The sequence below is a fragment of the Sodalis praecaptivus genome (genome assembly GCF_000517425.1).
Lineage (GTDB): Bacteria > Pseudomonadota > Gammaproteobacteria > Enterobacterales > Enterobacteriaceae > Sodalis_A > Sodalis_A praecaptivus.
The window spans coordinates 2,947,953-2,972,601 of record NZ_CP006569.1 but is presented as its reverse complement, the minus strand read 5'-3'; the positions used below and the strand labels follow the sequence as shown (position 1 = coordinate 2,972,601).

The window sequence follows — 24,649 nt, the reverse complement described above, 5'->3', positions numbered from 1 at the left end:
GAAAATCCGTTACTTTACCTTTCCAGGAGCCACAATGAACAGCTTACTTTCACAATTACTGATCCGTTTGGCTCAAAAAGAGGCTGCGGAGAAGGAACTGCTCGCGCTGGTGCAATCCCTTGAAATCCTGGTCGCAGCATTAATTTCATCCCTCTCCCCTGACAAACTGAACGAACTGGTCGGCTCGATCGATATGGCTATGAAGAATCTGCCGCGCAATCTTGAAGCGGGCCACAACGCGGATATTGATTTACTCAATAATAATATTACGCGAATCACGGCGGTAGCTCGCCGGCACTAGTCTATGAAGGCCCCGGCCGGGCATTCTCCCGCCGGCTAAGGGGCATTCGCAACACAGCCGGGCCGATAAATTTTACCCAAAGATGTGCTAAGTCAATTTGATAATGCTACACAGATCATACCTAGCGGGTTAATTACTCTTGACATTTAATTGGGTTGGGTCAATTATTCTGTCGTTCGCCGAGCGCTAAAGTTAGCGACGCGGCAACGCTATAATGCTAATCGGTTTTTCCACTGTTTGAAGCCCGCGCTGCCCTGCATTCTGCTATAATACTTCATGGCCTGCCTACGCCTTCATATTTCTGTCTGAAATAGTGCCTTTTTGTAGTTGAAAGTAATTAATTGCGCATTTATGCGAGCAATCCTGGCGCCAATGAATATACTAGTTCCGAGCATAATATTTTGGTCATCAAGACCGTGTGGTTTTTCATTAGCAGGTTAATAATCATGAAAACACTAGGGTTAATTCTTGAGACAATTCTCGAAGAGATCTGCACGGGGAAAAAGGTGTTTACTCCCGAGGCGGGCACTCAAGAAGCAATGGAAAAATTCCAGCAGATCGCTAAGGCGATAAGTTTTGCGGACAGTGAGGAGCTGGTGGAACAGTGCCAGTTTGGCATTGAGGATTTTTCAGAACGATTGACGTTCTCCAAGGTGATGGTTACCGGTGGCGTAACTGAAAAAGGACAAGAATTTTTACGAAAGCGCTTTGCCAGCCGTCAGCAAAAAGTCGGGTAAGGGTTAGCGCTCAGATTTGTCGCCGTTATCCCAGGGTCGTCTTCCCTGGGCATCATTTACGCGCGTTCTTCCTCTCGGACGGGAACGTTTTCCGAGGCGTTGCAAAAGCCGCTCTGTTGACCCATTATCGTACAAATTGCCACACGCTTGACGGGACCTTGTCGTAAAGTTTACCCATCGTCAACTCCGCTAAGCGGTGATCGGCGGCGCCATAAAATTCAACCAATTCCCCAGCGGTCAACCGATCTTTCATATGCTCGATCACCTTTTCTAACGTGTCAATGTTACTGCAGCGCCGGAGTCGCATCAAAAAATCGACTTTACCCATAAACATGTGATTATTCCTCTACCAATCGCAAAACGAACTCTTTTAAAATAAATATCCGCCAAATAACAGGCCTTTATCGATCTGCATCCCCCTGCACTCTGAGGTGCGGGAGCCTGTTAGTAAACCTGTTATCAATTACTGGAGGATATAACAGCGGCTAACAAGATAATAAATGACAAACCAAGCAATAGATTATAAACAGGTAGTGTAAATAAACCTTACATTGGACACATTTGTTCATATGCCGCATTCAGTCTTTCCAACGGGGCGCATCATAGCAGTTAGCCTAGCCAAAAAACAATCACCCAAAGAAAATATTATCGTTATTTGAATGATTGATGCTTCTCGCTTTTGCGCAAGAAAAAAATTTTAGGCGGAAAAATATAATAAGAGTTTAAAAAAATAATAAAAATTTTGCGTGTTCGGCTTTGACAGGACAAGAAAAGAGGGGGGGGTGACGATAGCGGCAAGAAAGGAAAACGATGTTAGCTGGACCCTACTTACTGATAACTGCATCGATAGTGATTCATTAAGTGGCTGTTTAAAGGTTATATTTGTCAAAGAACGTCCTTTGCTCCGAGTATTATCTACTGAAGATGGGGTGGCGGATACAGGGCTGACCGAGATGCTAGTGTGACGATGCTTGGTAATGGCGAATAAATAGTTCTCTATTGAATTATTTCACACTGTTTTGTCGCCACATAAAAAGTGAGCGGTTAGCCATTAACCGCCCGGCGTGCTGGGGGTGAGTCTCATACGTTTTTGCGTTCTACCGTTTCCTCGCCCCAATATAACTGATTTTTGTCGGTGCGGGCGAAGGCGATTTGCAGCGCCTCATCGCTGCCTTCTTCCCAAATTTTCTGCGCCAGCGCTTCATCGTCATTGGCCACTTCAAAAATAGCCACCGCGATTTCTATTGAAGTCTGGCGGATGTCTGCCCATGCACTCACGTCTGAAGCCATCTTTAATCTCCCAAGGTTATGATGTCTGTGTAGCGGCAACTCAACCGGTGTATTGACTAACTGTAGACGAAATGTGCCTTTGGCGCTTGCCAAGGCACGATTGGGTGCCTGAGTGACCGTCAACTCTTCATTTTAAGCGCAATACCCGCGACATATTGTCCCTGATAGCGCGCAATAGCCAATTCCTCATCGGAAGGCTGGCGTGAACCGTCGCCCCCGGCCAGTGTCGATGCGCCATATGGAGTCCCGCCGCGCACGTGGCTAATATCAAAAAGCTCTTTGGCCGCATAGCCAATGGGAACCAGGATGAAGCCATGGTGCGCCAACGTTGTCCAGGTGGAGGTGATGGTATGCTCTTGCCCTCCGCCGGTACCGGTAGAGGTAAAAACGCTGCCTATTTTACCGTATAGGGCGCCGGAGGCCCATAAAGCGCCGGTCTGATCAAGGAAGGTGCGCATTTGACCACACATATTCCCAAACCGTGTAGGCGTTCCAAAGAGAATGGCATCATAGTCAGAGAGCTCTTGCGGCTTTGCTTCGGGTGCCGGTTGATCCGTTTTACCGCCGGCTTTGGCAAACAATTCGGGTGACATGGTTTCCGGTACCCGCTTTAGCGTCACCTCAGCACCGCTGACGTTACCTGCGCCTTCCGCTACCGCTTGAGCGAGGGTCTCTATATGGCCGTACATGGAATAATAAAGCACGAGTATTTTTGCCATCGGTTTTCCTCAAAAAAGTAGAAGCGGCCTTGTCGGAGCAACAATAGCCGGAGAAGAATGATTTAAAGATAACCGTAAAAATGCGCAGATGCCAATATACCCCGGCGGCTTAGGAGGAAACCTGAGCCGCGACGGAGGTGACGGTGGCGGCAGTTGAAGCCGTTGTTAGCCTGAATGATTGGACGAAATCATAATAAATAATAATAAATATTACGAACAACCCTACCTAATTTAAGGAATAATTGAGCATAAATAAACCTTATTTCAATGGCCTATAACCCTCGCCATTCAAGATGAAACATTATTGCCAATCATATGTTTCATTGTGTTAATAAACGCTCCCCCGGCCAACGCGCGGGCTATACTATTAATCATGGCGTTGAAGAAAATATGCCTTCAATCGTCATAGTGAGGACGCGCTGCACTATCGCGTTTTCCATTGCAAATGATTCTCTTAAACAACCTACTGGAGGTTAACATGGCCCAACATCGAGGCGGATCAGGTAACTTTGCGGAAGATCGTGAAAGAGCATCAGAAGCAGGCAAAAAAGGTGGTCTGCACAGCGGGGGGAATTTCAAGAATGATCCGCAACGTGCATCAACAGCCGGTGAAAAGGGCGGGCGTCGCAGTAACAGCGGCAGAAATAGCGCCTGATTGTCCTTAAGACGGTTGCCCCGTGTCTACGAGCGGTTAACGTGGCTTGGGGATGCGTGATGATGACTTACCGATAGGCGAGACATAGTCTGACGTCTTTCGGCGGCTTAAAGTTAATTGGGTAAGTAATAAAAGGCTTGCCCTGAGGCATAAGGGCCTCACGCTTTACTAAGCAGTAAGCAGTAAGCAGTAAGCAGTAAGCAGTAAGCAGTAAGCAGTAAGCAGTAAGCAGTAAGCAGTAAGCAGTAAGCAGTAAGCAGTAAGCAGTAAGCAGTAAGCAGTAAGCAGTAAGCAGTAAGCAGTAAGCAGTAAGCAGTAAGCAGTAAGCAGTAAGCAGTAAGCAGTAAGCAGTAAGCAGTAAGCCGGCTTACCTTGACGGTAAGGCCCAAGTCATCATCATGTGATCACCGGTCGTCGGAACCTGTTCGGTTCCGGCGGCCAAATTGATCATGCGGGCAAATATCGGACGGAATGCTCTGGACTATCGCTTTTTGCATCAATGATAACGCTCCAAAACCCGCTGTAAGGCACACCCAAATAAGCCGTATCTGTATCGCTTACTCCGAGGATTTCGCCAAAACCCACCGTCATCTGGCCATTATGGGGTTGGGTTTCACACATTAAATGGATGTTGCATTTTTCTGAGCAATGAACAACCACCGTATCGCCGCCAAACAGTTTTAGCCGCGTGCGTATCACGGACATTTTCTGACTCCCTCAAGGTAATCGTTTGCGCATGGATAACGGCCCTCATAAAGAGAGTTCTATCCGGTCGTGGGTGATGGAGTTATAAAATCATTGTGGTGCATTAGAATTTATGACTTCAATCAAATTTAATTGAAGTTTTCCTGAAATTTTTAGATTAGGCCGGTGCCTGCGCAGGAAGAGTGCGCCTGGCGTAGGCGGTTTGGCGGCTTTTGCCACTCGCTGGCTGCCGCCCAAAGAGAGATACGGCCTGACGCGCTAAGGTTTATGCGCATCGACGTGCAACGCGATACATCGGTGAAAACCAAGCCGGTGCGCTACAGAGTGAGTACCGTAGGCCAACGAACATCAAGATTGGCCGCAGGGGCCATTGAACCCGCCTGTTAGATGACGGCCGCTGGCGGTTTACCGTTGTTGCTCTCCTCGCCTGAACTATGGCGACATTATCCGCCGCAATGCGCTACACGTCACGGTGCTGAATTCAGTTACGCTTATGCCGCTGGCGCCAGGAGGAACAGCGTGAAAATCAATTAACAAGGGCACCGGGAAATACGCCTTTTCTTTGAAACGTCTCAGCTCTAAAATAAGCGATCGCCGGGATTAGCTATAGCGAATGCTAAGAACCATGCCTTGCTTTCATTAAAGTCTCATCTAAGGCTTTAGCTGATGGAATTTTATACTTTAGTGGGGCGAACATAGCTCCTGTTTATTCTCACATCATCCTGTTTCAAACGATTAGCCCGCGGTTGAAGAAGGTTGCGTTAAATATTAGACGCTAAATGACCTAACGTAAAACATCGCTGAGGAATCACGGCTATCAATGAATACGCTACAGTTTATTGTGTTTAAAAAAAACGGAACGCTAAGTATCAATGGCGAAAAATATAGTATCCCACCCAATCATCTTGTGGTGTCAGAGGACAGCACGCAAATGGATGACTGGCCTAAAGAGGACTGTATTATTCTCACCTGTTATCCAGGTCACCTCATTTTTCTGCAACAAGATCTTATCATTCAGGCGGCCAAGTGCCGGCAAGAGACTTTACAAACGGAAAGTTATAAAAAAATGCCGTTAGATAAAATGATGATTGCCTGCTTAGAGGGCCTACTTTCCATGGATAGTGCCCTCTCGGCCGGGTTTCTTTATCTTTATTGTCTCGGGCTTGATAAGCCCTATTTTAGCGAGTTACTTTGTAGATTTATCGGGCTTAATATCAGCCACACGCTGTTCGATTTTTTCCAACAGAATTATCTCCGAAAATGGCCCGTATCGCGCTATGCTCGGGAACTTGGCCTCTCAAGCCATAAATTGAATGCACTCTTTAGCGAGCGCTATGGCCTGCCGGCAAAAAAATGGTTGACGCAACAGCGTCTCAAAAAAGGATGTGAGTTGTTATTGACTACCGCAATGCCGGTGGCTGAGATAGCCAGACGGTGTGGATTCAGTAATCATGCCCACTTTAGTGCAATATTTCGCCGGCATTTCAAAACCAATCCGTCTGCGTTTCGCGAGCGAGCCAGACATTCCTGATTGCTCTTGGTGAAATTTGCGCCAAATAGCGCCGGGCGCGATGTTAATAGTCGGTTACCAGTGATTAATATTCAACCAGGCTTCAACCAAAGAAGCGTTAGTGACTATTTTTTTGCTGCAACCGACATGAAGTATTTGACACCGGCGCTCATTAAGAGAATAATTTGCCGCGTTGGGTCGTTAGCTCAGTTGGTAGAGCAGTTGACTCTTAATCAATTGGTCGTAGGTTCGAGCCCTACACGACCCACCAACAACAACAGCCTAATGTTCCCTCTATCGGTAATACTTCTCTTCCCGTGTGATCTAATTGAACTCGTGTCATGCAACTCATGGCCTATATGCTCTGCTTGTACATAGAAATGCGTTTGGTAGTCATTAAGCCTATCATTTCATCCTCTGCATCTGCATCTGCACCGGCATCTCTCTGGCGAACCCAGCGTGGCACACGAGAGCGCAACTGGTCTGATATACAAGTATCAATGAAACTCACGTCAGCCGCTGCACAACTCTGCTTCGCTGCGCATATCTAAAGCACGGTCACCACGCCGGTTGGCTATTTCTATACGATTTACTGGCCTATAGACGGCCTTTAAACGCTTTTAGGTGATGAATGGCTGTTGCGGTGAGCGGCTAGGCAGTGAACGTGCTTTGAGCCGAACGCTATAGTAAGTAAATCGGGTTGTCGAGGATAAAGATTGCCTAAAAAACCGGGAACGAGAGCGGTCCAAAATGACTTTTCTAACGTGGGGTTAGGGATTGGGCTGCGGCTTGAGCTGTGCGCAAAAAATGAAGTCAAGAGGCAATTCAGTCACTCGCGCCGGGCGACGGCAAGGCAGAGGATGAGACCCAGGTCAGGCCAGGCCTAAAGGTCGTTGCACTTGGCTTGGCAATAGGGTAAGTCTGAAAAGCAGTTAGGGTATTTCTAGTGCCAAAGACCGATTGCAATGACAGAAAATGGTGTCCGCTTAGTATATCATGTTGATTGAGAAACAACTTTCATCTACGAAACCTAAAAGTGGCATTGCCCATGTCTTATGCGTCGTCAAAAAAGTGATGCCTGTCATTCTCAGTAGAGGTGTATGACTGTATTGATAGGAAAATAGTCACTATGGTATAGTTTTTACGAAAAATTACAAAAACACCATCATTTAACCGGTCGATTTCTGGGACATTGCTATGGCAAAAGGCAGCGCAATAAATTATAGGCCGGATATTGACGGCCTGCGAGCTATCGCGGTAATGTCAGTCTTAATGTATCACGCCTTTCCTATTTTATTCAGAAGCGGCTATGTCGGTGTTGATATATTTTTTGTTATATCCGGTTTTTTGATAACATCAATTATCCGAAAAGAGATCCTTAAAGGGGAGTTCTCCCTCTTATCTTTCTACAAAAAAAGAGTTAGGCGAATTTATCCGGCACTGATACTGACTTTGCTTGGCGTGGTGTTCTTATCCTGGTTTCTGTTGTCAACGACAGAATTTGCCACTGCGTTGAAACATGTTATTTTCTCTAGCCTATTCACGGAAAACTTTCTTCTCTGGAGTGAAGATAGCTATTTTGATAAAGCCTCGATATTCAAACCAACGCTTCACATATGGAGTCTTGCTATCGAGGAGCAATTCTACATATTTTGGCCGCTAATTATTGTTATGTTGGTCAGAAAGAAGATAGAGGTGAAAGGGATTGTTTTTTTCATTGTTGCTTCATTTATTATAAACATTTATGATATTTATAATCATCCCGCTGCCGCCTATTATTCGCCTTTGGGACGCTCATGGGAACTGATGGTGGGGAGCCTATTTTCAGTTCTCTATACGAATAGGATGAAAGTATCCCCTGGCGTTAAAGGCAAAAATAATATAGCGCTGATGGGATTGGGACTTGTACTCGTTTCCATTTTTCTCGTCCCCTCACAAAAATATTTCCCCGGCTTTGCGGCGATCCCCGTAGTGTTCGGGTCGGCACTGGTTATTCTCTATGGAGAGGGGACCATCGTCAGCAGGATCCTTTCCCTGAAGTCATTAGTCTTTATCGGTCTGATCAGTTACCCATTGTATTTAGTGCATTGGCCGTTAATGAGCTTCGCTTCCATTATTACCGGTCATGCTTCGGTAAAAGTTAACGCGCTTTGTCTGATGATTGCCATGATGCTGGCATACCTCATTTACTCGAAAGCGGAGAAACCCATTGCCCGCAAAGAGTTGACGGTTTCTTATTACTTGTTCTCAACAATGATCGTTATTCCATTCCTCTCTTTCTTACTTATTGGTTCCAACTCGAGGATCAATGAGGTTAATTTACCCACTGAAAATGAGTGGACTTTCCTAAAAAGTAATTATAACAAATTTGGCCTGACTGAATTTAATGACAATGCAACCGGCGTTTATACACTGACACCTGCCGGGAAGGAAAGTTATTATTTTTTAGGTGACTCTCATGTTGCCAATTTGGCAGAATCGCTTTATGGTCGGGTCGTAGGCAGGGAAAACCCTCCAGAGATTATCATTGCTGCTGGTGGCGGATGTATTCCTATTCCTAACGTCTATACGGATGACCAAAGAAGAACTAATTGCTGGAATATGCGAAGCGCGGCGCTCGAGACAATCAATAGCAAAGAAGATATCAAAAACGTGGTTTTGGGTGGTGCCTGGTACATGTACTTCTATAGCAGGAACGATTATTTCTTTCAGGATAAAGGAGAGAAATATTCTATTAATGTTCCCAAAGGACGAGATCTTGCCGTTACTAGCATGATGGCGACGATAAAAGAGCTGACAGCAAAAGGTAAAAATGTGTTTTTTATCAAAGACGCGCCATATATAACGGATGTATTCCCGGGAATGCATCGGGTAAGGCTACAGCCATTTGTATCTTATAACTCCCATGAGAAATTAGATTTCAAACTGGAACGAGAACAGTCCGATTTCTTGGCATTGCTAGCGGAAAAAGCAAAAGCCTCTGGCGCCAAAATCATCGATATCTTTGATAACGTCTGTGCTGCCGGGCAATGTAAATTGATAGATGATGGCGAATATGTTTATGCTGACGCCGGGCATTTTAACCCTTCATGGTTAAGAAAAAATCAAACCGTGCTTGCAGATATCAGATTTTGACAAAAAATGGGCCTTCCGCCTGCCAGGGCGGAGGAGTCCTTGAACGAGAGATGTGGAAAGTGAAGGCTAGCGATGTCAATATTCTGATGTAATGCATAAACCGTTTGACGACGCCATCGTTGTTTCTCGTCGCGGCTTAAATCGTTCACCCCAAGCCCCGACATCAGGGCGGCAAGGCGTGAGGTCTCGACCGAAAAGGGGCGAAGCAGTGCTCTCGACTGCAGGGGGCCGCCTTTGCCTACATCATTATGTAGCTACATTGCCGCAAGGTCGCATCGTTAAAAAAGATCAAGTAAATAGGCACAACGTATAGCGTCGATAGGCATAGTTTTGTCCCCCCTAAAGCATGGCTAAGGATAACCAGGACCCATGGGCATTTTCTCCAGCCTGCATCGCGGTAACGAAACGTTATTCATGGCTTTTGCCCCTCGGCGCTGAGGTTTCACCAGAAAAAATTAACGCCGGAGCGCAGAAGTTTTTTGGGTATGTAGCGATTATGTCCGGAATGATGGCAGTAATCTCTGAGCGCGCTGAGAGTGTTGATACCGAGTTTGCTATAAAGGGTATTCAATCTTTTTTCGACGGCCCTTTGGGATAGATGCAGATTATTGGCTATCTCCTTTTCATCCATGCGCTGTAGCGCATAAAATATAATATCTAATTCTTTTTCATTAAAAGTATTATCGGGTGTGTCAAGCGTGATTACCGAGGGGGAAAGGTCGTTAAAGAAATCGCAGAGATGAATAAATTCAAATTTTTTCTGATAAAGCATGGTCCCTATAACGTTTCCCTCATTATCATACAGGGGGAATTTTGGCGTGTAAAAGGGGGCCATATGTCCCTCGCGGCCGAAATAGGAGGTTATAATAGTTTCCGTGCCCTCTCTACTGGCTTCCGCCTTTCTGTCCTGTGCTTGGATCTCTTCGGCAAATTCAGAGCAAGGATGCGGTAACTCTTCATCTTTGCGGCCTTCAAAATCGAAACCTACCGGGAGATTGAGACATTCAACGGCCGCGTTATTCATATAGACTATCCTTGATTCCGTATCTTTTATCGCCCAAGGAATGGAAGCGTGTTCCATGATGGCGATGAGGGGAATTTTCCCCAAAGAATCAATATTCAAAATAGTGTCCGATGACGGATTGCTGCAATCCATGATTATTCCTCCTGAAACAAGTAATGTGTTTCGTATCCTCTTCACCTTGCGAGAATGAAAATCACACATGTTTTGGTGTGGGTAAAGAGTATTTTACCCTCGATAAGAAATCCGACCGTGGTGGAAAGCATAATAATTTACTTATAAAAGCCAGCGGGAAAATCGAAGTCAGGGAGATAATTTCGCCGCATTCATAGCATTGCGAGTGCAACCAATAGGCTCAGCACAGCAAGATGAGGGGCGTTTTTTCGCAGTGTGAAATTATAGTGTGCACCAGGCATAATTGGCTAAGACGTATGCAAGCGATTGGCAACAGTATCGCCTTTAGGGTTAACGAGGCGTAAAGCCGTTGCGCACAATGATCCCATGCATTTGAAGCGGAATTGAGACAGGTTATCCCCTTGCCCAAGGAAACCAGGAGGACGTTAATAAATACATTAATAACTCAAGCGCCAGCACCACAATTAGCAATACGCCCAATTTATGTTGGCAAACCCATTTTTGCATAATATATCCGGTCCATTCCCGTCTGAAGGCAGCGTCGTTTACTGGATCGAAACGCCTGCTTGCCTGCCAGGCGCAGCGCTCATTAGCCCGGTCGGCGGCGCGTTCGCCTGCAAGGCCCTCATCTTAGCGGCCCTTGGGCCAAGTCGTTAGCGGCCAACCCGCGTTTGCCCTAACAGCAGCTTCGATGACAGTGTAAAGCATTTATGCTTGCGCGGTGATTACTTTGTGAATTCCGCTTGCGGCACAGCTATGCATGGCTACGTGCAATAGCTAAGTCACACAGGGGAGATCAATCATAGGGTACATAGGGAAGGCATCGGCACCAAAAAAGAGACAAATTTTTGCCACAAAGGAACCGACGTCGGTGCGAGTGTGGTGTCTCTACCTCGTTCTCAGTCACGTGGCTTGGGACGATAGGGCACATTCTGCCGACAACGGCCTTATATGCAAATAGATGTGATTTTCATTCTCATTTGGTATTGAAGCAGAATCCTCTTAAATGGTATAAATAGTTATCCCCATTGCAGAGCTAAAACCGCCGTCTGGCGAGTTCCGGAGATAAGCGCCGGGTGGGGACAACTTAATGAGGCCGGCCAGGTGCGGCCGGTTTTCATTTCAGGGATAGGTGGAGTGACACCGCCCGAATCGCCTTCGCGTTAAGATTCCTTCTGTTTCCCATCCAGACCTTTTTCTTGGCTGTTCTATAGCAGGATAAAAATGAGCACCAGTGGAAAGCTGAGCGGCCAGGTTACAGCTATCAGAGCTGAGCACAGTAGGCGTATCCCGAGGGACGGATCGCGGCTGAAGAAAAACGTTAAAAACCCGGTAACGGCAATACCCGCGAGGTAGCTTGCTACAATGAGTTGCCATGTTGTCAGCGTGTCCATATTCGCCTTTCCTTTCTGACCGAATCCTTTGTCTTATCGCGTTCCAGGCCCGCCGGGGCTAAGTATGAACCCGGCGGCGGCATAAGTTTCTACACCGTTTAGGTGTGGGGTGGGCACCGGACGGCGGAAAATGACGGAATCGGGACATCAGCCGTTCGCCAAGGACGGCCGGCTTCGCCATGAGACAGGGTGTGTCAAGCCATTCCCGCCTGTACACCGCCGAAATAAACATCACGGGCGCGGTTTGTCGTTCGCATTCCTTTGAGGCGCCTATGCTTGGCAGACCCTGATAATAATTGCTTCATTTTCGCTTTCGCCGCAGACCGTTACAAAACACCTTTACCACCAACAATACGAATTATATCGCTGATGCCACATGCTGAAAGGCCAATTCGCCGACGAGAGGGGGCGACCGCACAATGGCAAGTTTAACTCTTTCACGCCTGGCAACTGCGGCATTGATCAAAATTCAGAATTAACCCGTCCTTTTCATGCAGAAATAAGTAATAAAATTGCTGATATGTTATGCATTATAAGTCAATGTTATTTCGCGTGACAAAAATGAGAATGTGACGGTTTTTAAACCCGTCTGCACGCTATTTTTCCGCATAACGTCATACGTTGGTTATCGGCGAGGGTGTCAGAGCACATAAGGCTAAATTGGCCGGAATGTACCTACGAACGGGGCGGTGAAATGCTAATTTCACTTGACAGCCAGCAAGAGGTAGTAAATAAATCAACCGCTTGTTTTTACTGTTTATCCACAGGCAGCGACATGCCATCTCAGCGCGCTGTAAAAATATTCACTTCAAGATAATAAATCTATGCCATCCTTTTTGAATTTAGCGATATAATCAGAGTGCCTCCCAGCAGGTCGGTGATAAATAAAAAGCACACTGAACGCGTTAAAAGGGAAACCTGTCCAATTGATTCTTTGGGGAGTGATTGCGTGCGTGGGTACGCCTGTCCCCTTTAAGGCAGCACCATGAAAGACGAAAACGCTCGAATTATTCATGACAATACAGTTGAGGGGGAAATACCTTCCTCAAAGATTGAACGCTGGCGCTCAGGCGTCAATGCCTCTCTGCTGCAATCGCATTTCACCCGTTCGCAGGTGGACATCCTCAATTGGAGTGTCGAAGCGCATCATTTTGATATTTTTATCTGCGGGCATATTCGGGCCACGGGGCAAACGTTTGTGAATTTCCCCTCACACGGCGGCGATTTGAATGATCATTTTTTGTTGGTCATTATGCTGGAAGGGGGCATAGAGGGTAACCTGGGACGACTTGCTCTATCCCTTGAACCTGAAGATATTTTGCTGATCGATGTTTTGCAGCCGCTTAACCTGAAGTTGAAAGAGGGGCGCGACACGTCGCTGGCGCACGCCATGTATGTCGTCATTCCGCGCCAGCTATTGGTGGAGATAGACGATACCGCTTCGTTGCATGGCAAGGTCATTCGCCGCGGCGAATTACTCAATAAACTTATCGCCAGCCATGTTCATCAACTTATGGCCTACAGCATTGACATCACCGCCACCGAGGCGAGCCGCATCGCCCGTCCGGTGATTGATTTTTTGATAAGCGCTATTAAGACTTCGGTCAGTTTCGGCCAGCCGCTGATGGCGGATACCCGGCTTTTGGTGATCAGCCGGATCTGCCAATACATTCATCAGCATCTGCAATTACCCGGCTTGACCGCGGATCTCATAGGCCAGCAGTATGGTTTATCCCGTTCGTCATTATATCGGTTATTTGAGCCCTATGGTGGCGTGGCCGCGCATATCCGCAAAAAACGCCTCACGGCGGCCACGCGTATGCTTTTGCACCCGCGCTATAGCCGCTGGCGCATTGCCGAGATCGCCTATTATTGGCATTTAGAGCCGGCCACGTTTAATCGTCTGTTTATTACGACCTATGGCACCACACCTTCACAGGCGCGCAAACAGCGTCAGGATATTTGGGCGTTGGATGCGATGGAAGAATCACAGGTCGCGTGGTTACGCTCGCTTTAGTCTAGCGCGGCGCGCTTTACCGCATTATCGTCAAGGCGCGGACGGCGAACCGCAACTGCAGGAAATTAAACTGCTGCAGGTACAGTTCCCGACATTTTGCGGGCTGCCGTGCGGTACAGGTTCTGAGGTTCGCGTCGTCGTGGGCGATGAGTCGGCGCATCCGGTTAACGACAGACCAACAAGCGCAATAAAAACAATTATCCCGATGTTTTTCATGGTTGTCTCCAGAGAGGGGTACGCTGAGTATAGTTCTTTTTCGCAAAAGCTCGCGAAATTCCCCCGCAGGCGTCGGCGTGCCGCGCGTTAATTGAGTCCATACCAGCGGCGCCAGACGATGATCAATAGCCATGCGGCGAGTCCCCAGCAGACCACGGCGCTGGACAGCGCCAGCGGCAAGCGCATGGCGCCGACAAAGCCATACAGGGATATCAGGTAGACCAGATAGGGGATGACGGCCCAAATACCAAAAAGAATCGTCATGCGCAGCGCTTCGCTGCCGCGCTCGGAACCGACGATATAATGGGCGAGAAGCGCAAAGGTGGGGAATAGCGGCAACAGACCGGCAATATAGTAGTTACGGGTTTTGGACAGCAGCGCGATTAGCACCACCACTAATGCGCCCAGCAGGGCTTTGAACAGCAGCGTCATGGCAATAAATGAAGTCGGGGAACCGTGGCATGAGTCTACCACGGTGCCGCCGGGATAGGTAAGCGGGTAAACGATCGCCACGACCGGCTGAGCCGGCCTGACCCGCGGCGCGGGACGGGTCTTTATTGACGATAAGCGTGGGTTATCTGTTTTACGGTACTGGTAAATACTGCTTGCTGTTCGGGATCATCAAGCTGGCTGATGTATTTCTCCATTTTTATGATGACCTTGCCGGCATCGGCTTGCCCAATGGCTTTTAACAGCAGCGACATCATCGCCTTCATGCAGTTGAGTTCTTGTGCCAGTACCGCGGTTTCGCTATCGGTGGTAAATTCAACGTTGCCCATTATTGTCCCCGTTATCAGTGAATATTAAGACTGGCGCCGCGCTTGGCGTAGCGCTACGCGTCGGCGTTCAACGCCATGTGCGCCGATTATAACAGGTTTTGTTTTATAAATTTAACTGACGTTGGTCAATTATCTCCGGCAAATTGCAGCAGGTTAAAAAAACACCACTCATGCCCCGATGTCCCGCTCTCGCCGGGCGAGGAGGATTAAACGGAGCGGCAATATATTATAATTAACTTTTAAGTTTGAATGTACGCTAAAAGTAATAAGCCATAATTAATTATTCTTTAAAAATATGTATATGAAATGATTGATGATAATATTGCCTCATCGAAAGGAAAATCATAATAAACTGATTTCTAAGTAAATTGCTTATGGTTCTGTTCGTTTTTTAGACAATTTGGGGCGTGCGATGGACGTGCGGACGGGGTGACAAAAGAGGGGAAATCGGCAATTCCCGACGGCTACGCGAATTTTGGTGAAATCTCCTTGCGGTGCAATAACCTATCTGTCTAAAATGAGCCTGCGCAGGCGACACTGCTGAATTTTTCCAGTATAAGCGAATAATCATTTTTCTTTATTTACTTAAAAGCTGTAATATTAAGTCTTAAATATTTGATTCGCTTTACATCACTCCCTCTTTTTGGAGAATTTCTCTTTGATAAGCGTTTTTCTTGTTGATGACCACGAATTGGTGCGCGCAGGGATACGACGCATTCTTGAAGATATCAAAGGCTTCAAAGTCGTTGGCGAGGCACACTGTGGCGAAGATGCGGTAAAGTGGTGCCGCAACAATTGCGTCAACGTCGTGTTAATGGATATGAATATGCCGGGCATTGGCGGGCTGGAGGCCACGCGCAAAATCGTGCGCTTTTCGCCGGATATCAAAGTTATCATGCTGACCATTTACACAGAAAACCCATTACCTGCTAAAGTAATGCAGGCCGGGGCCGCAGGATACCTGAGCAAAGCCGCCGCTCCGCGCGAGGTCATCTGCGCCATTCGCGCGGTGAATGCCGGTAAACGCTACATCGCGTCCGATATCGCCCAGCAGATGGCCCTGAGTCAGCTGGAGCCGCAGGCGGAAACCCCCTTTGAATGTTTGTCCGAACGGGAACTCCAAATTATGCTGATGATTACCCGCGGGCAAAAGGTCACCGATATTTCGGAGCAGCTCAATTTGAGCCCTAAAACCGTTAATAGCTATCGTTACCGGATATTTAGTAAACTAAACATCAGCGGTGATGTAGAATTAACCCATCTGGCCATTCGCCACGGGTTGTTCAATACGGAGATTTTATTAAGTAGTGACTGACAGTTTTAACGCCAAACAATTCCTGAGCACCGTGACCAGCCAGCCTGGCGTCTATAGCATGTATGATGCATCCGGTACGGTGATTTATGTCGGCAAGGCTAAAGATCTGAAAAAGCGCCTGGCGAGCTATTTTCGTGCCCAGGTTGCCAGCCGCAAGACCGAAGCGCTGGTGAAAAGCATTCACCATATTGATGTGACCATTACCCATACGGAAACCGAAGCGCTGCTGCTTGAGCATAACTACATTAAGCTGTATCAGCCACGCTACAACGTATTGCTGCGCGACGACAAATCCTATCCCTTCATTTTCCTCAGCAGCGACGCGCATTCCCGCATCGCGTCCCATCGCGGGGCCAAACATGCGAAAGGGGATTACTTCGGGCCGTTTCCCAATGGTTATGCGGTAAAAGAGACGCTGGCCCTGTTGCAGAAGCTGTTTCCCATACGCCAATGCGAGGACAGCGTGTATCGCAACCGTTCACGCCCGTGCCTGCAGTATCAGATAGGTCGCTGTCTGGGGCCTTGCGTACAGGGGCTGGTCAGCGATGAGGAATATCAGCAGCAGGTGGAATATGTGCGCTTGTTTCTGTCAGGCAAAGATCAACAGGTGCTTAACCAGCTTGTGGAGCGGATGGAGCTGGCCAGCCGTGCGCTAAACTTTGAGGATGCGGCGCGCGCGCGCGATCAGATCCAGGCGGTGCGCCGCGTGACGGAAAAACAGTTCGTTTCCGGCGACCGGGAAGACCTGGACGTCATCGGCGTGTCGTTTGACGCCGGTATGGCCTGCGTCCATGTCCTGTTTATCCGCCAGGGGAAAGTGTTGGGTAGCCGCAGTTATTTTCCCAAAGTGCCTGCCGGCACGGAACTGGCGGAAGTGGTGCAGACGTTTGTCGGCCAATTCTATTTGCAGGGCAGCCAGATGCGCTCGCTTCCGGGCGAAATTCTTTTGGATTTCACGCTGCCTGAAAAAACGCTGCTGGCGGCGTCGCTAAGCGAGCAGGCGGGCAGAAAAATTCAGATCCAGACGCAGCCGCGCGGCGACCGCGCCCGTTATTTAAAGCTGGCCCGTACCAATGCCGCGACGGCGCTGGTGACTAAACTGTCGCAACAGTCGACGGTACATCAGCGTTTAGCCGCGCTGGCAGAGCTATTGGGTATCGAGCAGGTCAACCGAATGGAATGTTTTGACATCAGTCATACGATGGGGGAGCAGACCATCGCTTCCTGCGTCGTCTTTGACGGCAACGGGCCGGTACGCGCCGAATACCGCCGCTATAATATTGAAGGTATTACGCCCGGCGATGATTATGCCGCCATGGATCAGGTCCTGCGCCGGCGTTATGGTAAGGCGCTCGAAGAAAAGAAAATCCCCGACGTGGTGATTATCGATGGTGGTAAAGGTCAATTGGGTATGGCCAAAGCGGTGTTCGAGGAGTTGGACGTACCTTGGGACAAATCGCGCGTCGTGTTGCTCGGCGTGGCGAAAGGCGTAGACCGCAAAGCCGGCCTCGAAACGCTGTTTTTAGAACCCCATGGCGAGGGAATAGCGCTGCCGCCGGATTCGCCTGCCCTGCATGTGATTCAGCATATCCGCGATGATTCACACAACCATGCGATTACCGGCCATCGCAATAAACGTGCTAAGGTAAAAAATACCAGCGCGCTGGAATTGATTGAAGGTGTAGGGCCACGGCGTCGACAGTCACTGCTGAAGTACATGGGCGGCCTTCAGCCGTTACGCAATGCCAGCGTGGAGGAAATTGCCCAAGTGCCGGGTATTTCAGGCGCCTTGGCAGAAAAAATATTTAATGCGTTGAAACACTAGCGGCAATGTAGCAACATACTTGTTATTTCCACTCCGGCCAGATAGTTAACAAAGCACTATGCAACTGAATATACCGACTTGGCTTACCCTGTTCCGTGTCGTCATGATACCGTTCTTTGTTTTGGCCTTTTATCTGCCTTTCAAATGGGCGCCGCTGAGTTGCGCACTCATTTTTGTCCTGGCGGCGGTGACGGATTGGTTTGACGGTTTCCTGGCCCGGCGTTGGAAACAAACCACCCGCTTTGGCGCGTTTCTCGATCCGGTCGCGGATAAAGTGATGGTCGCCACAGCGCTGGTGCTGGTGGCGGAACATTTTCATTCATGGTGGATAACGCTGCCCGCGGCGACCATGATTGCCCGTGAGATTATCATCTCTGCGTTGCGGGAGTGGATGGCGGAGATAGGCAAACGTAGCAGCGTCGCGGTTTCGTGGATTGGTAAAGTCAAAACCACCGCGCAAATGCTGGCACTGGTGGCGCTGCTGTGGCGTCCAGACGACATCGTATCGGGGATAGGTATCGTCGCGCTGTATATTGCGGCGGTGCTGACTTTCTGGTCAATGTTCCAATATTTGTATGCCGCCCGGCACGATTTGTTCGAGCATTGAGAGAAGCGCTGTAAAAAACAGCAAACGCGTCGGCGATGACTATTTTTGTATTGACTCATACGTCGAGGTCAGTAGAATGCATCGCATCGAAAGCAACCGCGGTTGTTTGCCGATAGGTTGCAAACCAGGTTGTTGAGAGTCATGCGGGAATAGCTCAGTGGTAGAGCACAACCTTGCCAAGGTTGGGGTCGCGAGTTCGAGCCTCGTTTCCCGCTCCAAATTTTAGTTAGCCGGTGTCATTCATCCATCGGTTGACGCTGAAAGGACCCATAGGGGTCCTTTTTTGTTGTCGCTCGCTCAGTTTCGCCCGAGGCTATTATGCCGCTTGCGGCTGCCGGTTCACGCACTGCCCATCAGACCCAGGGCTTCTGTCTCACAATACCCCCCGTTGTCTCACGCCAATCCTTTTCTAGGGCACCGCGAACGCCGAGCGAATAGCGCTATGCCCCGAGATACTAATGGTGAGAAGCTATGTCCCGAGATACCAATGGTGAGAGAGATGCCCGGTGGTAACGACTATCATTTTAAGGTTAAACAGATTGTTGCCATGGCGCAAAGATTCGCTGTTCAGGAGATAATGACGGGCTCCTGGTATCTGATATCTGGCATCAAGCATCTGGCATCTGGCATCTGGCATCTGGCATCTGGCATCTGGTATCTAGCATCTAGCATCTAGCATCTAGCATCTGGAATCTGGCACCTGGCACCTGGCAACCGGTATCCAGTATCCAGTATCCAGCATCCAGCATGTGGTATCTCGCGTCTTGTATCCAGCTTCGCGTCCATGGCATCTCGCCCATGCCCTTGCCGTTTGGCCGCGCCGACTTCGGCGTGAGGTCGCTAGGCGTCAGACCGCTGGCGGGGCGACTCCGGCGGGGGGGGGGTCACTCTGGTTAAACATAAGCGGTATCGGCAAGGGACGATCTCTCATCAACAGCGATTACTTACCTTATTTACGATGGAATAAAGCCAGTCGGCCGTGCGCTTGGCCAGCGGACGGATTATTTGTGGTCGCACTGGCCCACCTTTGAGGTTGTCCGAGGTAAGGAAAAGACGGCAATTCTTATGGCGGTGCCCGGTTGGCTGTGATGTAACCATCTAAACGTCCCCAGCCAAAAAAGGCTTGCCATCGCTGCTCAGGCAAGCCATAATTGCGTCCATTCCGAAACACGGAATAAACGAATTGTCTTTATGATCAGTTAGTTGCATGGTAGTGATTCGGCAATTCGCCGATAAAGCCCGCTGCAGGACAAAGACAAGGGATGAGATTAGGCGCGTTGGCAGAGTGGCCATGCAGCGGATTGCAAATCCGTCCACCTCGGTTCGACTCCGGGACGCGCCTCCAGTTTTGATTTCCCGACGCCCGGGTGGTGGAATCGGTAGACACAAGGGATTTAAAATCCCTCGGCCTTTGGCTGTACGAGTTCAAGTCTCGTCCCGGGTACCACTTCTACAAGATTAATAATAACAACAAGTTGTACAAAAATTTGATGCCGCCTTGTGCGGTTTTTTTTCGTTTATATTTTTTGTAGTGGCGATGAAATGGCGATGGAGTGGCGACGGCACTTTTTAGCTACCGTCTATGTTGCTTACTTGGTGAGGTTATCGAATGGGTTCAATTTCATGGCAGCATCCAAGTGATCAGGGGCAAAATGGGCATATCGCATAGTCATCAAAATTGTGCTATGTCCAAGTATTTGCTGAAGCACTAAAATGTTCCCCCCACGCATCATAAAATGGCTAGCGAACGTATGACGCAACACATGTGTGCGTTGCCCACAAGGTAATTCAATCGATGCCCTTTTCAGCGATGCCTTGAATGCTTCATAGGCTGGTTTAAACAGGCTACCCCTGTTTGACGGCAGCAGGTTTTGAAGTTGAGAAGAAATAGGGACAGTCCGGTTTTTTTTGCTTTTGGTATGTGTGAAGGTGATGCGACCCGGGAGGATTTGAGACTGCCGTAAATTTTGGGCTTCGCTCCATCTTGCCCCGGTGGCCAGACAGACCCGTACGATGATCCCCAGATGTTCATTACTTGATTGATCGCAGGCATCTAATAAACGTCTGATTTCCGCATCATAGAGAAATGATAGCTCTTGTTCCCCCTCCCGAAACTGCCTGATGCCATCCAAGGGGTTATCTCCTTGCCACTCTCCTAGCCGCTTCAGTTCACTAAAGACCGCATGAAGATAAGACTGTTCACGGTTAACCGTTGCTTCGCTGAGCCGCTTTTTACCTTTTGGATTCCACTCTCCGCTTAGCCTGCGCTCACGATATGAGGCGAACATGCTTTTATCGAAGTAACAGGCTAAAGGGTCATTTAGCCGCATGCATACTGCTTCCAGCTTTGCTTTTCTCTCTTCACCCGAAGATAGTGTTTTCCCATGCATTTCATACCAACGGCTAATAAGATATGAAAGCGTTGGAGCATTGCCAGTATTGTCTTTACCTGTGGCATAGTTGATCAGACGACGTTCGTAAGATAGCGCCTCGCCTTTTGTCATAAATTGTTTGCGTATGCGTTTGCCATGTGTCCCGTTTGGATAGCTTTCGCATAGCCATTTCCCTGTAGGTAATTTCCGTACTGCCATGATCGCTATCAACCTATCTTTTTACAGACCTTCAATGCGGATTGTGATTTCGCGAACGCATCACCAACCGCCTGTATATTTAAACGCGCCGCGCTATCGATGGCGCGGTAATTCTCTAAAAGCTTCTTTTCTTCTTCTGATTCGGCAAAAACTTCGCCAGGAGGAGGACTTCGTCTACCTGTCAAAACGTATAGGATATCAACCCCGGCTAGAGATAGGGCAGCAAGATAATTAGAATCAGGAGCCCGCTCATCTTTTTCATACTTGTGCTGTGCCAATTTTTTGACACCTCCAATATTGCCAAACGCTTCTTGGCTTAATTTTAGGCGCTCACGTTCTTCTTTTAACCTCATTCCAGTACTTTTTTGCATACAAAAAACCTTGACAGATATTCATATGGATAACAGAATGTGTTTCTAAGTCTCATAGCAAACCACAATATACCATTATGAAACATCACGAAAAGCTACAAAGATCGAGGTTGCCTAAGGGGATGGTAGGGTTAAAGCCTATCCCGATGCGCTTAACGACTGATGAACGTGAAACATTAGAGCGCTTAGCATTAATGGAGTGCCGTTCAGTTTCGAGTATGGCTAGATTAGTTTTTTTGAAAGGACTGGACATTATTAATCAAAAATAAGTGAAGGTGTTTATGAAAAATATAACTATCAATTTTTACCTGGAATCTCCCTACTTGTCGTTAAAGTCATACGCAAAAGTGACAGGTATTCCATTTGACACATGCCGGGGAATGGTACGAGACGGCAGAATCATTATTCGACCCAAGATAAGCTCAGGGGGAAAGGTCGAAGTAAATATGATCGCGATGTTAAAAGATGCAATTGAAAACAGTTAATAATTGACTATTTGATAATGGCTCGGGTGGTCAAATTAACTATGACATCTAATTCATAAACAAGCACTTAATGAGTCGCATTTTTCAATGTGCTATTGTGTTATTGATCGCCCGTTAATAATGAAAAACGTGTAACGTAAATTTTAGTATTTGGATTAAAAATGAAAGCCACAACACAGCAGGAAGTTGTCCGCAGGCTAATTCTCGATTTTGAATTCAAAGAAAAGGAGAAATATTTACAGCAAGGTATATGCCCTGCTTGCCATAAACGCGAGTTATTCACCAGTATTGAAAAACCATGGATTCTAAAGTGTGGGCGCGAAAACAAATGCGCGCATCAAGTCATTGTCAAAGAAATCTATCAAGATATTTTTGAAGATTGGTCTAGGCGTTATCAAGAAACCCCAGATAACCCCCACGCCGCAGCCGAGGCTTATTTAAGAGAAGCAAGAGGGCTTGATACCGCCCGGCTTAAGGGATGCTTTACACAGGGAGCTTTCTCTAAGAATGGAAAAGGGTCGGCAACGGTCAAATTTGAGCTAGCATGCGGAGCTAGTTGGGAACGTATCATAGACCAGCCCCAACGCTTTGGTAAGCAAAAAGCGAACATCAGAGGGAGCTATGTAGGTCACTGGTGGGTCCCCCCGTTTGTAAATTTGCTGGAAGTAAATGAAATATGGGTCACGGAGGGTATATTTAATGCACTCAGTCTGTGCCAAGCAGGCTTGCCAGCAGTCGCAACCCTAAGCAGCAACAATTATCCCTTAGCCGCTCTCGATATGCTTGCTAAAGAGCTGGGCGAAAGACCGCGCCCGCGATTGATATGGGCGTTTGATGGCGATAAAGCAGGCACTAAGCACACGCTGGCATTTGCTGCACGCAGCGAAGCGACCGGATGGAAAGTACGCGCGGCGCAGCCTCACAAATCGTCAGTATGTTTAGACTGGAATGACCTGTTGTTGCGCGACTGCTTCAGTAAATCAGATATTAAAAAGTACCGCTATTACGGTAATCTCTTGTTGGCAAAAAGCCCGACGGAAAAGGCATTGCTTATGCATCAGCATAATGAATGGCATGCTTTTTATTTCGAGCACGATTCCCGCATGTATTGGTTTGAGCTGGATCTAGACCGGTATACCCGCGCCTTGGAGCGCATTAGCAATACCGGTTCTGAGGTCATACAGGAGTGGGAAGCTAAAGAACGTGCAGTTAAAGAATCAGGGTGTGTCACCGAAATTGCGAACTGCTGGCTGACCCCGCTTTATTTTCAGCGTTCAGAACCCACAGATGAATCATGGTATTATGTCAAGGTGAATATGCCAAACAGGCCAGCAGTCAAAGATACTTTTACTGCCAACCAGTTGACCAGTTCCGCCGAATTCAAAAAGCGTCTTTTGCATATTGCTAAAGGAGCTGTTTACACTGGGAGCACAAAACAGCTAGATAAGTTTATTCAAATGCGCCTGCCAGAAATTAAGGAGGTAAAGACGCAAAACTTTATTGGTTACAACAAGGAATACAATGCATGGCTATTTAATCGTGTGGCTGTCAGCAATGGTAAACTTTATGAACTTAATGATGAGGACTATTTCGAGATAAATAATTGTAGTGTCAAAAGCTTGAGCTTAACGCCGTCACTGGATATTAATCCTAATTTGAACGATTTCATAACCGAATGGATGGAGGATATTTGGATAGCTTTTGGCGAAAAAGGTTATATCGCATTGGCTTTTTGGCTAGGCTCGCTGTTCGCCGAACAAATCCGGGAGCGAGATAAATCATTCCCATTTCTGGAAATTGTAGGCGAGCCTGGCACAGGAAAATCGACGCTGATCGAATTCCTATGGAAGCTGGCAGGACGTGAAGAGTATGAAGGCTTCGACCCGTCCAAATCCACTGCCGCCGCGCGAGGGCGCAATTTCGCACAGGTCGGTAATCTGCCCGTGGTGCTAATAGAGGGTGACCGTTCATCAGATAATGTAAAACAACGCGCTTTTGACTGGGATGAGCTTAAATCATTATATAATGGTCGTGCATCCCGTGCCGTGGGGATCAAATCGAACAATAATGAAACTTATGAGCCACCTTTTCGGGGAAGTATTGTAATTGCACAGAACGCCAATACCGACGGCAGCAAGGCATTTCTTGAGCGTATCATCCATCTTTACACTGATAAAAGCGGACAATCTGTCCAGACCCGCCATGCGGCGGAACGCCTTGAGCAAATCGGGGTTTGTAATGTATCGGGATTCACTCTAACAGCCATCATGGGAGAAAAAAAAGTTCTAAACACCTATGCAAACGAGTACGAAAGCGTCCGTAACGAGCTTGAATCTCACCCAAATATTCGTCATATCCGTATCGCGAAAAATCATGCGCAGCTTGCTGCGTTGCTTAAGGCGTTGGCGCAGGTTGTGCCCATTACTAAGGACCGACTTGAGAAAACCCGGCATGTTATCACCACGATGGCCATAGAGCGTTGTCAAGCGCTTAAAAAGGATCATCCCACGGTACAGGAATTTTGGGAGCTGTTCGATTATCTGGATGAGCTAGCAGCCTGTGGAATTAACCATTCATCAGATGACAATGAAATAGCCATTAATTTTAATCATATGGAAGAGGTGGCAGCTGCCCACCGTCAGCGTATACCCTTCACATTAACTGAGATTAAAAAGCTTCTTAAAAATGGCAATGAAAGGCGGTTTATCCGGCAATCAACCACGCGCAGCGCAGTAAGTGAACGCTATAACCGTGGGCGGGGAGAGATGCAGCGAATGCCTGAAACGTTCCGTTGCTGGATATTCAGGCGAGATAAATAGTCTTAAAAATGCATTTATGACA

Annotated in this window: 21 protein-coding genes and 4 tRNA genes; 15 read left to right on the top strand and 10 right to left on the bottom strand. The window is 47.8% G+C overall.

The window, feature by feature from the left end; all coding sequences use genetic code 11:
• The first annotated feature begins 34 nt into the window (after window positions 1-34).
• Complete coding sequence (locus tag SANT_RS13135; protein ID WP_025422753.1) at window positions 35-301, top strand: anti-adapter protein IraP; 267 nt, start codon at window positions 35-37, stop codon at window positions 299-301.
• A gap of 446 nt (window positions 302-747) precedes the next feature.
• The gene (locus SANT_RS13130) at window positions 748-1,038 is read left to right on the top strand and encodes a hypothetical protein (protein ID WP_148296288.1); all 291 of its coding nucleotides are present in this window, start codon (window positions 748-750) and stop codon (window positions 1,036-1,038) included.
• 124 nt (window positions 1,039-1,162) lie between these two features.
• Here SANT_RS13130 and SANT_RS13125 read toward each other — a convergent pair whose 3' ends face one another.
• The 3 genes from SANT_RS13125 to wrbA form a co-directional block, all read right to left on the bottom strand.
• Window positions 1,163-1,366: an HHA domain-containing protein gene (locus tag SANT_RS13125; RefSeq protein ID WP_025422751.1), complete on the bottom strand. Its 204-nt coding sequence runs from the start codon at window positions 1,364-1,366 to the stop codon at window positions 1,163-1,165.
• A 752-nt stretch (window positions 1,367-2,118) separates the two neighbouring features.
• The gene (locus SANT_RS13120) at window positions 2,119-2,328 is read right to left on the bottom strand and encodes a YccJ family protein (protein WP_025422750.1); all 210 of its coding nucleotides are present in this window, start codon (window positions 2,326-2,328) and stop codon (window positions 2,119-2,121) included.
• A 119-nt stretch (window positions 2,329-2,447) separates the two neighbouring features.
• Window positions 2,448-3,047: an NAD(P)H:quinone oxidoreductase gene (wrbA, locus tag SANT_RS13115; protein ID WP_025422749.1), complete on the bottom strand. Its 600-nt coding sequence runs from the start codon at window positions 3,045-3,047 to the stop codon at window positions 2,448-2,450.
• A 478-nt stretch (window positions 3,048-3,525) separates the two neighbouring features.
• Between wrbA and SANT_RS23410 the strand changes: the two genes are divergently transcribed.
• The gene (locus SANT_RS23410; protein ID WP_071882074.1) at window positions 3,526-3,702 is read left to right on the top strand and encodes a general stress protein; all 177 of its coding nucleotides are present in this window, start codon (window positions 3,526-3,528) and stop codon (window positions 3,700-3,702) included.
• A gap of 447 nt (window positions 3,703-4,149) precedes the next feature.
• On the opposite strand, the gene SANT_RS13110 is transcribed toward SANT_RS23410, so the two are convergent.
• Window positions 4,150-4,407 carry a DUF1883 domain-containing protein gene (locus tag SANT_RS13110; protein ID WP_025422748.1) on the bottom strand — a complete coding sequence of 86 codons (258 nt, stop codon included), beginning with the start codon at window positions 4,405-4,407 and terminating at the stop codon, window positions 4,150-4,152.
• A gap of 820 nt (window positions 4,408-5,227) precedes the next feature.
• Here SANT_RS13110 and SANT_RS13105 point away from each other — a divergent pair.
• From SANT_RS13105 to SANT_RS13095, 3 genes are all read left to right on the top strand, one after another.
• Window positions 5,228-5,938, top strand: a complete 711-nt coding sequence (locus tag SANT_RS13105; protein ID WP_025422747.1) for a helix-turn-helix domain-containing protein — start codon at window positions 5,228-5,230, stop codon at window positions 5,936-5,938.
• 174 nt (window positions 5,939-6,112) lie between these two features.
• Window positions 6,113-6,188, top strand: a tRNA-Lys gene (locus SANT_RS13100).
• A gap of 926 nt (window positions 6,189-7,114) precedes the next feature.
• On the top strand, window positions 7,115-9,052 hold the full coding sequence (locus SANT_RS13095; protein ID WP_025422746.1) for an acyltransferase family protein: 1,938 nt from the start codon (window positions 7,115-7,117) through the stop codon (window positions 9,050-9,052).
• Window positions 9,053-9,494: 442 nt separating this feature from the next.
• Here SANT_RS13095 and SANT_RS13090 read toward each other — a convergent pair whose 3' ends face one another.
• Window positions 9,495-10,208 carry a PAS domain-containing protein gene (locus tag SANT_RS13090; protein WP_025422745.1) on the bottom strand — a complete coding sequence of 238 codons (714 nt, stop codon included), beginning with the start codon at window positions 10,206-10,208 and terminating at the stop codon, window positions 9,495-9,497.
• 1,208 nt (window positions 10,209-11,416) lie between these two features.
• Complete coding sequence (locus SANT_RS13085; protein WP_025422744.1) at window positions 11,417-11,602, bottom strand: GhoT/OrtT family toxin; 186 nt, start codon at window positions 11,600-11,602, stop codon at window positions 11,417-11,419.
• A 985-nt stretch (window positions 11,603-12,587) separates the two neighbouring features.
• Between SANT_RS13085 and SANT_RS13080 the strand changes: the two genes are divergently transcribed.
• Window positions 12,588-13,619 carry a helix-turn-helix domain-containing protein gene (locus tag SANT_RS13080; RefSeq protein WP_025422743.1) on the top strand — a complete coding sequence of 344 codons (1,032 nt, stop codon included), beginning with the start codon at window positions 12,588-12,590 and terminating at the stop codon, window positions 13,617-13,619.
• 303 nt (window positions 13,620-13,922) lie between these two features.
• Here SANT_RS13080 and SANT_RS13075 read toward each other — a convergent pair whose 3' ends face one another.
• Both SANT_RS13075 and SANT_RS13070 read right to left on the bottom strand, forming a co-directional pair.
• Entirely contained in the window at window positions 13,923-14,267 is a 345-nt protein-coding gene (locus SANT_RS13075; protein WP_025422742.1) for a GlpM family protein, read from the bottom strand.
• A 122-nt stretch (window positions 14,268-14,389) separates the two neighbouring features.
• Window positions 14,390-14,614 carry a DUF2594 family protein gene (locus SANT_RS13070; RefSeq protein ID WP_025245199.1) on the bottom strand — a complete coding sequence of 75 codons (225 nt, stop codon included), beginning with the start codon at window positions 14,612-14,614 and terminating at the stop codon, window positions 14,390-14,392.
• Between the two features lie 658 nt (window positions 14,615-15,272).
• Between SANT_RS13070 and uvrY the strand changes: the two genes are divergently transcribed.
• From uvrY to SANT_RS13040, 6 genes are all read left to right on the top strand, one after another.
• Window positions 15,273-15,929 (top strand): UvrY/SirA/GacA family response regulator transcription factor, encoded by a 657-nt coding sequence (gene uvrY, locus SANT_RS13065; protein ID WP_011411001.1) that lies wholly within the window; start codon window positions 15,273-15,275, stop codon window positions 15,927-15,929.
• Entirely contained in the window at window positions 15,922-17,754 is a 1,833-nt protein-coding gene (gene uvrC, locus SANT_RS13060; protein ID WP_025422741.1) for an excinuclease ABC subunit UvrC, read from the top strand. Before uvrY ends, uvrC begins: the two co-directional genes overlap by 8 nt.
• Before the next feature lie 58 nt (window positions 17,755-17,812).
• A complete protein-coding gene (gene pgsA / locus SANT_RS13055; protein WP_025422740.1) occupies window positions 17,813-18,361 on the top strand; it encodes a CDP-diacylglycerol--glycerol-3-phosphate 3-phosphatidyltransferase in 549 nt (182 codons plus the stop codon).
• A 143-nt stretch (window positions 18,362-18,504) separates the two neighbouring features.
• Window positions 18,505-18,579: transfer RNA gene (locus tag SANT_RS13050), tRNA-Gly, on the top strand.
• Window positions 18,580-19,632: 1,053 nt separating this feature from the next.
• A tRNA-Cys gene (locus SANT_RS13045) sits at window positions 19,633-19,706 on the top strand.
• A gap of 16 nt (window positions 19,707-19,722) precedes the next feature.
• A tRNA-Leu gene (locus SANT_RS13040) sits at window positions 19,723-19,808 on the top strand.
• Between the two features lie 142 nt (window positions 19,809-19,950).
• Here SANT_RS13040 and SANT_RS13035 read toward each other — a convergent pair.
• Entirely contained in the window at window positions 19,951-20,952 is a 1,002-nt protein-coding gene (locus SANT_RS13035; RefSeq protein WP_025422739.1) for a tyrosine-type recombinase/integrase, read from the bottom strand.
• Window positions 20,953-20,960: 8 nt separating this feature from the next.
• Entirely contained in the window at window positions 20,961-21,323 is a 363-nt protein-coding gene (locus SANT_RS13030; RefSeq protein ID WP_025422738.1) for a helix-turn-helix domain-containing protein, read from the bottom strand.
• A 281-nt stretch (window positions 21,324-21,604) separates the two neighbouring features.
• On the opposite strand from SANT_RS13030, the gene SANT_RS24715 reads away from it, so the two are divergent.
• On the top strand, window positions 21,605-21,808 hold the full coding sequence (locus tag SANT_RS24715; RefSeq protein WP_071882072.1) for a DNA-binding protein: 204 nt from the start codon (window positions 21,605-21,607) through the stop codon (window positions 21,806-21,808).
• A gap of 161 nt (window positions 21,809-21,969) precedes the next feature.
• Window positions 21,970-24,627 carry a toprim domain-containing protein gene (locus tag SANT_RS13025; RefSeq protein ID WP_025422737.1) on the top strand — a complete coding sequence of 886 codons (2,658 nt, stop codon included), beginning with the start codon at window positions 21,970-21,972 and terminating at the stop codon, window positions 24,625-24,627.
• Window positions 24,628-24,649 lie beyond the last annotated feature (22 nt).